The sequence below is a fragment of the uncultured Fibrobacter sp. genome, from assembly GCF_937877005.1.
GTDB lineage: Bacteria > Fibrobacterota > Fibrobacteria > Fibrobacterales > Fibrobacteraceae > Fibrobacter.
Map to the genome: position 1 here is coordinate 1 of NZ_CALEFV010000078.1, position 10442 is coordinate 10442.

The 10442-nt window shown below is 51.1% G+C and carries 5 protein-coding genes and 1 pseudogene; 3 read left to right on the top strand and 3 right to left on the bottom strand.

Annotated elements, in window-relative coordinates; all coding sequences use genetic code 11:
* On the top strand, positions 1 to 3404 hold a 3404-nt coding region (locus Q0628_RS04340), incomplete at its 5' end, for a hypothetical protein (protein WP_298768504.1).
* A gap of 89 nt (positions 3405 to 3493) precedes the next feature.
* On the opposite strand, the gene smc is transcribed toward Q0628_RS04340, so the two are convergent.
* Positions 3494 to 7048, bottom strand: coding sequence for a chromosome segregation protein SMC (gene smc / locus Q0628_RS04345; RefSeq protein WP_298768506.1), 3555 nt, complete (start codon positions 7046 to 7048; stop codon positions 3494 to 3496).
* A gap of 65 nt (positions 7049 to 7113) precedes the next feature.
* Between smc and alr the strand changes: the two genes are divergently transcribed.
* Positions 7114 to 8337: an alanine racemase gene (alr, locus tag Q0628_RS04350; protein WP_298768508.1), complete on the top strand. Its 1224-nt coding sequence runs from the start codon at positions 7114 to 7116 to the stop codon at positions 8335 to 8337.
* A 9-nt stretch (positions 8338 to 8346) separates the two neighbouring features.
* Complete coding sequence (locus Q0628_RS04355) at positions 8347 to 8892, top strand: methylated-DNA--[protein]-cysteine S-methyltransferase (RefSeq protein ID WP_298768510.1); 546 nt, start codon at positions 8347 to 8349, stop codon at positions 8890 to 8892.
* A 3-nt stretch (positions 8893 to 8895) separates the two neighbouring features.
* Here Q0628_RS04355 and Q0628_RS04360 read toward each other — a convergent pair whose 3' ends face one another.
* Together Q0628_RS04360 and Q0628_RS04365 are read right to left on the bottom strand one after the other, a co-directional pair.
* Positions 8896 to 10011 carry a tetratricopeptide repeat protein gene (locus Q0628_RS04360; protein ID WP_298768512.1) on the bottom strand — a complete coding sequence of 372 codons (1116 nt, stop codon included), beginning with the start codon at positions 10009 to 10011 and terminating at the stop codon, positions 8896 to 8898.
* 26 nt (positions 10012 to 10037) lie between these two features.
* Positions 10038 to 10442: pseudogene (locus Q0628_RS04365) on the bottom strand (hypothetical protein); the annotation flags it as partial.

Below are 10442 nucleotides of genomic sequence, written 5' to 3' on the forward strand. Positions count from 1 at the left end.
GCAAGGATGGCATCAACGGAAAGGACGGTGCCGACGGCAAGGATGGCATCAACGGAAAGGACGGTGCCGACGGCAAGGATGGCATCAACGGAAAGGACGGTGCCGACGGCAAGGATGGCATCAACGGTAAAGACGGTACCAACGGTAAAGATGGCGTAAGCGCTGACACCGCAGCCATCAACAAGTCTATTAAAGATGCGTTGAATTCCTTCTCTAGTAAAAACCAAAATGAAATTGACGAGGCTCTCAAGTCGTTGAGTTCCGCTTCCGCAATGAACCAAAAGGACATCGACGAAGCCCTCAAGAACCTAAGCAGCGCCTCTAATAAACTTAGCGAAGATATCGACAACAAGTTCAGTGACGCTTACAACAGCTGGACCGAAGAACTCGAAGACAAGTCTTGCGCCATCGTCAATACGGAACGCAACGACGAAACGGCTATCATCACCGTGACAATCCGTTGCGGCGAAGCCGAAACCGAGATGGAAATCCCGTTCACGCCCGTGAACGAGAACCTCGCCAAGGTGTACAAGAAGCATGTTGTCGTGCGTTTCCCGGTGCAGGCCAACAAGGAAACAAAAACTGACGACATCTACGAAGAAATCTGGAAGAACCTCAAGGGTGGCGACAATGCAGAACTTACCGTGACGGACCTTGACGAAAAGTTCGCCCCGAGCGGCAAGGTGTTTATGCAGGACTTGTTCGCCTCTGCCAATAAATCCTTTGTGACAATCGAAGAAACTAACGAAAAGACGGTGGAATACAAGGTTGCACGCCTCGAAGGGGATCTCGACATCACGAACCTTACGACCCCGGTTGTGAAGTTCCGTGTCAAGCTGAACTTGACCAACAACGCTTTCGGCGCCTTTGGCGGATTTGGCTCGAACGCAACGGATGTCATTTACAACGCCTATGCAGACTTGTCCGATGCGTCCGATACGGTTGTCATCGACTTCTTGACCGACTACAAGGCCGCCCGCGCAAAGAAGTTGGTTGACGATGGTAACGGTTTTGGTGTTGCAAACGAGCAGGCAAACAAGGAACTTGCCGGTGCACTTTATTTGGAAAACAGCGAAGAATATCCGTCTTTCGAACATTATGCCCCCGATCAGATTGGCCTGGCCGAAAACTTCAACAGTATCGCCTGGGTGATGGCCCTCATTGACCAAAAGGACAAGACTCCGGGCTTTAACCCGGTCTATAACGCTTTCCGCAATGTCTTTGCCGAAAACGGCAACTTTAACACCGCCGTCAATACGACTTACGCAGGCAAGGAACACAGCATGTTCTTTGTTGATTACCTCGCTTTGCTTATCGACGCGAACTTCTTCAAGTGGAACCAAATGCAGCATGGCGACTCTACTGCTGAAACGAATGTCTGGAGTGGTACGGATGCCGTCTATTACAAGATTTTGCAGAATGGATTTGTGGAAGCCTATAAGCTTAAAGTCGAAGACGCAAAGGTTTTCAATGATCCGTCTGGCTATAGCAGCAAGGTGTATAAGTCTGATGTCAAAGGGGGATATTTCCATTACTTTGAATATATCGAAAACGAACAAGTTTGGTATCCTGTAACACTTTGGGCTGTAGGTGTTGCAACGGTGGAAAAAGATTGCAATGAAAACGCAGTTAATTCGACCTTCTTCTATAGCTTTGAAGGTCTTGATGAAAATGCCGTTTGTGTATGCAACGATAAAAACTGTGGCTGGCAATATACTGACAATGTATGCTTGGGCCGTAGTGAAGGCGATAAGGGATCGGCGTTCTTTGACGGGGAAATTCAAGAGTATGAGTGCGTCAAAGAGGAATGTAATCTGCCTGATTCTACTGCTTGCAATAATCTTGGACTTGTGCCTGGTGATCCTAGTTCTTCGAGTTCTTCCGGAGAATATTCTGAACAGGACGGCATGACTCCGGAAGAACAGGCTAACAATCCGGAATCCAAGCTTTACCTCGGTGTGTGCGATGTCGACAACGCTGGCGAAGAAAAGCTGTTCGACTACAAAAATGCGGAACTTGCCACGGCAACGAGCAAAACAACCTTTGTATGCGATGGCTCCAAATGGAGAAAGAAAGATGATCATGACGAGAAATATGGTACATGTACAAAAACCGTGATGGAAAAGGGAGTCGTCAAGGAAGAAAATGGTTCCGCCTGGTACAAATGCGATTACCTTGATAACGAAAAAAAATACGAATGGATCGCTGCTGAAGTACGTGACAATGCTTTAGGTGAAGCTTGCCATTATGGCAATGTCGATAAAAAAGTGGTTACTGAATCCGGTTACGAATACGTTTGTGAAACAGTAGAGGATTTAGACAACAACGGTAACCATATCCATGAATGGCGTGAACTTACCTTTAAAGAAATCTATGGCAAATGCGATGAAGATAAGATGAAGAATCAAACCGAAGTAGCTGTTTACGAAGGGAAAAAATACAAGTGTAACTACATTTCTGGAGGTTATTCCGGCGGATACTCTTGGGTTAAGGCAAGCGATTTGGATGAAAACGTAACGCTTGGAATTTGCACAAGAAATCGAATAAAAGATGTCGCTATAGTCGGTAACGCATACTATGAATGTCTTAATAATGGTAACGCAGAAGGAATCCCCACAAGTTCTTCCTCCACAGATTGGAAAGAAACTGATGAAAATGAGTACCTTAACGCCAAGTTTGGTAACTGCGATACCGATAGAGGTAATACTAAAAACATTGCAGACATTAAGAGCGAAACCCTCAAGGATGGTGAAAGCCACAGTTTCAAGTGCTCTATAGCTAAAGACGTCGTAAATGACAATGGTAAGTGGGTTGACGCCTCCACAGACATTGCTCTCAACCAGATTTGCAACAGAGATAACGAAGATGCAACTGTTACCAAAGAAAGCGTAACCTATGTCTGTGCGTACAAGGATGAATCATCCATGTATCAGTGGATTACTTCTGATGAGTACTGCGAAAATAAAGGTGAAAATTTGACATATGGCGGGTATCTTGACAATCCGACTAGTTCTTCTAGAATGTCTCACTGTGGCGGAAGTCTTGAATGCAAAACGGATACCGACAAGAAAATCTGCCATGTCGGTACCGAGTCTTTCGTCAAATTGGATAGCGTGTGGCAATCTGTGGCAGAATATTGCGAAGACCATTCTACAGGTTCCGCCTGTGAATTTGTCAAACATGAAGGTAATATAGACGAGCCTACTCTTGAGTATTACGAACAAACGGAATACTACGTAAATACAGAAAAAGGTTATAAGAAAGCAGAAACTGCAGAAGAATATTGCGAAGCGTTTGATCCGGAGCGTGAAGGGCTCTGCGTATTTGAATTTGACGTTTATTCTTATTGCGAAAGTTCAAGGAAATGGATCCTTTTCCTTGAAGACTGCCCGACCCGCGAATAGAATTTGTACTAGAATATGAAAACATCTCCGCAAATGCGGGGATGTTTTTATTATAAGAGAAATGCTCGGACGAACCGGGTGAAAAAATATTATATCGCGAACTTCGTAGCATCAGCCAACTGCACGCTGGCGATGCGGGAAATACCCTTGATTTCCTGCGTCACACCGTAGAGCATGTCGGCTTCGGCCATGGTACGCTTGTTATGCGTCACCACGATAAACAAGGTCTGCTTGCTGAATTCGCGGAGCAGCGCCATGAAGCGGCCCACGTTAGCGTCATCGAGCGGGCCGTCGACTTCGTCCAGCACGCAGTACGGCGACGGCTTTTCCATGTAAATGGCAAACAGCAAGGCCGTTGCAGTCAGGGCGTGTTCACCACCGGAAAGCGCCTTGATACCGCGCATCTTCTTACCCGTGGGGCGCACGTTGATTTCGATGTCGGCGTCGAGGATATCCATGGGCTTGCCCATTTCGTCTACCTTCTCGACAAGGCTCATCTTGGTTTCGCCGTTCAGGAACAGCTTGCTGAACACGAACTGGAAGTTCTTCTGAATACGCGCAAACGTATCGAGGTAACGGCTGCGGGCAATGTCGTCGAGCTTGGTGATGGTGCGGTCCAGCGAGGCGCGGGCACGGTCCAGGTCGTCGAACTGCGCTTCCACTTCCAAAAGACGCTTCTTTTCATCTTCGTAGTCTTCCATCACGTTCACGTTGATGGGGCCCAGTTCCTTGATCTTGCCGCGGAGTTCGCGAATTTCACGGTCGGCTTCGGGCTGGCTGTATTCCACGCGCTCGATGTCGTCGGGGTTCGCAAGGTCTACGCTGTATTCGTTGGTGATACGTTCGGTGAGGCGGTCGAGGTTTGCCTGCAAGGCTTCCTGCCTGCGGCCCACATCGTTCAATTCCTTCATCTTCTCGATCATGTCGTCGCGGAGGCGGTTGACTTCGCTGCGCCATTCTTCGAGGTCGCCCGAGACAAGTTCGTACTTTTCGCGGGCCAAGTCGCGCTGATTTTCCAGTTCGCGCAAGGCTGAATCCTTGCTCTGCACCTGGTCAGCGACTCCCCTGCCGTCTTCCTCGTTCTTCTGGATGGCGGCCTGGTTCTTTTCAATTTCTGCCTTACGGCCCTGAATCGCGTTTTCCAGGAATTCCACCTGTTCGGCGATGTAATTCAAGCGGTTCGTATTCTGTGTGAGCTTTGCGGTCTTGTCCTGAGCGCTGCGTTCCAGTTCGCGAACGTCTTCTTCTTTTTCGCGGAACAGGGTGTCCTGTTCCGAAAGTTCGTCGTTCACGCGGGAATATTCTTCTTCGATCTTTTCGAGAGAAGCCTGGGCGTCCATGAGTTCCTGGTCGCTGTTCTTAGAGGCTTCCGCCGCCTGAATCTTGGATTCGGCGTTCTGCATTTCGCCCTGCAACTGCGCAAGTCTGCGGTCGCAACCGGCGATAATGTTATTCTGGATCGAAATGCCGGCGTTGCCGCCGCGCTTCATATCTTCTTTTTCGCGGATTTCGTCGACCAGCGAGGCAAGCATCTGCGTGTCTTCGTCGACCAAATCCTGCAAGCGGCCAATTTCTTCTTCGGCTTGGGCCACTTCGAGGTTCACGCCTTCCAACAGGCTATTCGCTTCGGCAATTTCGTTCTTGCGGCTGAGCGTTCCGGAAGTCGCCGTACCGCTGCTCATGAGGCCGCTCGTACGCACGATGCCTTCGGGAGCCACAAAGCAGAGGTCTTCACCGCGCATGGCTCGCGCAAGGCGCACCGCCGTCGAGAGCGAATCTACGACAAAGTAACGAGAAAGCAGCGCCTTGAGCCAGCCAGCAATCTGTTCGTCGGCAGTCACATAATCCTTAAGGCAACCGGTTACACCGTCGCCCTGGAGAGTGCCCGAGTAGGGTTCAGCACCGGCACCCACCAGCGCGAGCACCGCCTTGCCTACGTTTTCGCCCTTCATGGCATCCACCGCGGCAATGGCCGCATCGTCGCTAGCAACGACCACGGCATCCATCAAGTCACCGAGGGCGGCCTCCACCTGGGCGGCATATTCGGGAGCAGCTTCGATACGTTCCGACAGGAGCCCGCCCACCAGGTCCGCCTTATGCTCCATGAGCCAGCGGCTAGCGTCGGTGCCCTCGTTGGCAACGCTCTGTAAAACGTCGATTCTTGAGGTGAGCCTTGCCACCTCGTTCTTCAATTCCTGCAGTTTCTTCTGGGCTTCGAGCAAGTCGGCGCGTTCGGCATCGAGCCGTTCTTCGCGCGTCGAGCGCTGTTCCGCGAGGCGTTCCAGGTCAGCATCGGCGGCTTCGAGGCCAGCGTTAATGTCAGCCAATGCCGATTCGGCGCTCGCCTTCTGCGACTGCACCTGTTCCATTTCGCTACGCCACTTGGCGAGGTTCGCTTGCAACAGGCCCGATTCAGCGTCCATACGCTCGAAACGGCTCTTGAGGGAGTTCACCTGGTTCGTCTTCTGCAGGCGTTCGTTCGCAAGTTCCCTTGACTGGGTACGCAGGTCATCCACTTTGTCGCGCATGACCTGCAAAATTTCGCGTTCGCGTTCCAGCAGCGCGTTCATCTCGTCCACGTCGCTGTCGGAACTGAGCACCGCATTTTCTTCTTCCAAACGGGCGCGTTCAGAAAGGAGTTCCTGCACCTTGCCCGTGTTACGGTCAATTTCTTCCTGGGACTTTTCGTTCGCGGCTTCCAAGTTCGAAATCACGTCGCGAATGCGGCCCATGCTGTTATTCAAGTCGTTGAGCTCGATGGTCGCCTTCTGCACCTCGCGTTCCAAGTCGCGGTAGGCGTTTTCGTCTTCGGCAATCAACAGCTTCTTTTCGTCAATTTTTGCCTGCAACACCGTCGCATTCGTCTTCGAATTTTCCACATCGTGGTTCAGACGGCGGGTCGCGGTATCGAGGGTAGCAAGGCCCTCTTTCATGTCCTCGAACTTGTCGATACTGACCGAGAGGTCCAGTTCGCGCAGGCGCTTGCTGAGACGCTTAAATTCGTTGACCTTTTCGGCCTGGGTTTCGTACAGCTTTACGGAACGGCGCACGCTGCGCAGGTTGTCTTCCACACGTTCCATGTCCATCTGCACGCGTTCAAGCTGGCGGCGGGTTTCCTTGCGCTGCTGCTTGTACTTGCTCACGCCGGCGGCTTCTTCGAACAGCACGCGGCGGTCGTCGGCCTTGTCAGAAAGAACCGCCTTAATCATGTCGGCGTTCATCTGCGAATAGGTGCTGGAACCGAGACCCGAGTCAAAAAGCAAGGCATGCACGTCGCGAAGGCGGCATTCCTGGTTGTTGATCAGGTATTCGCCCGAACCGTCACGGTGCACGCGGCGGGTCACAATCACTTCGGAATATTCAGAATTCAGGGTGCCGTCGCTGTTATCGATGACAATGGAAACTTCGGCAAGGCTCATGGCGGCACGTTCTTCGGTACCGCTGAAAATCACGTCCTGCATCTTGCTCATACGGAGGGATGCAGCCTTCTGTTCACCCAGAACCCAGCGGATAGCGTCGGTAATGTTCGACTTACCGCACCCGTTCGGCCCCACCACGGCCGTAAGACCCTTCGTGGGGAAGTTGATTTCGGTCCTCTGGGCAAAGGACTTGAATCCAAAAATCTTTAACTTTGTAATCTGCACAGCATTAGGAAAGATAGTAAAAGCAAATAGCCGTAGAGGTTCCTTTTATTTATATTTTCGATATCATGAAACTTTTAAGTACACCCCCCGATTTAAATAAAATTGCGCGCCCAAACTGGATTGAAATCAACCTAGACGCACTTTGTAACAACATTAAATTCATTCGCAGCCAAATTCCCAAGAATACGAAGATTTTACTTCCCGTCAAGGCCGATTCATACGGTCACGGAAGCCTCGCCTGCTCCTTCGCCGCAAAATTCGGCGGTGCCGACTATCTGGGAGTTGCCCATATCAGCGAAGGCATGCTGTTACGCCAATACGGCATGGACTTGCCAATCCTGGTTCTTGGCCCATGCACTCCGGCTGACTTCGCCTATTTCGTCGAATTTCAGCTCACGGCCGCCATTACGGACATCCGAACCGCCATGAGCTTTGACCAGTTCCTGCGCGACACGGGAACCACATGCAAAGCACACCTCGCAATCGACACCGGCATGAACCGCTACGGTTTCGACGCGGAGGACTTCAACAACATCCGTGCAGCGCTCAGCCTCAAGAACCTTCGTTTCGAAGGCATGTTCACACACCTTGCCACTGCGGACATGCCCGGGAACCCCAAAACGCAAATTCAAATCCAGCGATTCACAAGACTGGTCGATGTTCTTGAAGCCGAGGGGCTCCGCCCCGAAATTTGCCATTGCAGCAGTTCCGCAGGCACGCTCCTGCATCCCGAAAGCCACTTCGACATGGTGCGACCGGGGCTAGCCCTTTATGGTTACAACTGCATGGGAGCAGCACCCTCTCCATGGCCAATCAAGCCGGTCATGCGCATCAAGTCTACTATCCGCCACATCCACGACGTAAAGCCCGGCGAAACGGTCAGCTACGGCGGATACTGGATGGCGCAACAGCCTACCCGCATTGCAACGGTCGCAATCGGCTACGGAGACGGATATCTACGCGGCGGCTATAACAAGGGATTCCTGTTCATCCGCGGACAGCTCTGTCCAATTCTCGGGCGCGTCTGCATGGACGCCACCATGGTCGACGTCAGCCACATTCCCGATGTTCAGGTCGGCGAAACTGTCGATGTCGTAAACGGCGAACTAGATCACCGAATTTCCATGGAAAGTGTCGCCGACGACCACCACACGATTCCCTACGAATTTACGAGCCGCGTGGCACGACGCCTGTACCGCAGGTACTACTGGAAAAACCGTCTGGTACGTTGGGATTACCTGCGTCAGAAATTCGGCGTCAAAGATTACAAGGAATACCCGCTAAGGTAGATTCGCCATATGGATTTTTCCGAACCGACATTTACGACCATCGCCCACCGGAACCTTTGGGGGCAGTGGACATTTGTCTTCGAGAAATCCAAGCTATGCAGCCTGCGCTACACGGGACCTGGAGTACCTAGTTCCGTGCAGGCCTGCGCCTATGCCGAGCCCGACATAGTCCATTCGCTACCGCCATCAGTTGCACGTGCCTACCGCAAGGCCGTACAGCAGTTGAACCTGTATCTGTCGGGTAAGCTCCGCGAATTTTCGTTACCGATCAGAATTTACGGTACCGAGTTCCAACAAAAAGTTTGGAACGCGATAGCCCAAATACCTTACGGCGAGACCCGTACCTACCAGCAAATTGCCGAGGCTATTGAAGAGCCCCGCGCCTCGCGTGCCGTGGGCGCCGCCCTCCACGCGAATCCGCTGCAAATCATACTCCCCTGCCACCGCGTGGTGGGCAAGGGCGGGAGCCTGGTCGGCTACGCCCTGGGGCTCGAACTGAAAAGACGCCTCCTCGTCATCGAAGGCGCCATTCCACAAGAACTGTTGCTTGAATAAGTTCTAGTCTTCGTTGTCGAAGCCCGCTTCTTCAGGTTCTTCTACAATCCAGTCGCGAATATGGTCAGCTAATTTCTTCTGGCCATCCTTTTCGATAGAATCAGCTAGTCCCGAAAGTTCTTCAGCGTCAAGCGTCGTGAGTTCCTTCTCGAAACGCTCCACATACCCTGAAAGTTGTTCATAGCGTTTCATTGCAGCGAGTAGCTGCATAAATTCAATATTCGGCATATTCCCGTTACGGAATCTCTCATGTTCCTTCAGCACCAGGTCCGCTTCCGATTCCGAAAGATACGAAGCGAGGCGCCCCAGGTTGATGACCTTCGGGAAGGTTTCATACAAAGTACGAGCAATCTTCTTGCATTCGGACTTACGACCTTCCTTGTCGGCAATTGCAGCCTGCAGATCAAGATAGGCTTCCTCATCTTCGGCACCGGGATTCTTGACATCGGAGAGCCACTGTTTCGCAAGTTCGATATTGCCCGCCATGAACTGCGCATTCGCAATATCGACAAGCGTCGCATTGCTCTTGTCCGGATCCTTGAGGAGGGCGGCTTTTGCAAAGTTCGCGGCATCCTTGATGGAATCAGCCATATCGCATATGGCATCTAGAATATCTTCACGATTGCCCTGATCTACTTCGGTGACCTTGTTGATCAATTCCACCAACAAAGCCTGGGCACGTTCCTTCGGCAAAAATTCTTCGACACTCAAGAATACAACCGAACGACCTTCGCCACCTACATGGCGCATTGCCAAGTCGTGCACAAGGTCTGCAACATAATCCTTATCCGCATACTGTGCCGCAAGTTCGACAAAGAAGGTTCCCGCATCGTAGAACAGGTTATCCCAGTATTCTTTCTCTTCGTCTGTATCAGCCTTGAACGAGATAAAGTCGGAACGAAGAGTCCAAGCAAGCAATTCTAGCTGATCTTTCGGATTCTTAAAATTCTCAATATCATCAAGGCCAGCCGCAATCACTTCATACAAATCTTCCGGACGATTCAACAAGCGACTCTGCCCGCTCACAATTTGGGTGAGAGTTTCACGAAGTTTATCTTCTTTACTGCGGTTCGCCTGCATCAGGGCGGCGGACTTAAAAATCTTTTTTTTCTTAGCCATGAACCCAAATGTAGAAAAGAAAAGAACTACTTTTTCTCGCGGATACGCTTATAAAGTACTTCAGCCTTTTCGATTTCGCCCGCATTCGAAAACACATGACCCACATTCTCGGCACCGATGCGGCCCTGTGAATTTCCGGCACGCCATGCTTTCATATAACATTCAAATGCTTCATCGTAGCGTTTCTGGGCAAAGTAAATCTGGCCCAAGTCTAAATTCAAGTCGGCCTTGCCCTTGTTATGGCGCAGCCCCTCTTCGAGAGTAAAAATCGCCATCCACGGAGATTCGTTCTTCACGTACATCTGTGCAAGATAGCGACGAGCAGAAACATTTTCAGGATCCATCAACAGACCGTTTTCCATCTCGTTCAAGGACATCCGCGTGGAATCCATGCTACGGTAATAGTAGGCCATGGTAAAGTGAACATCGGC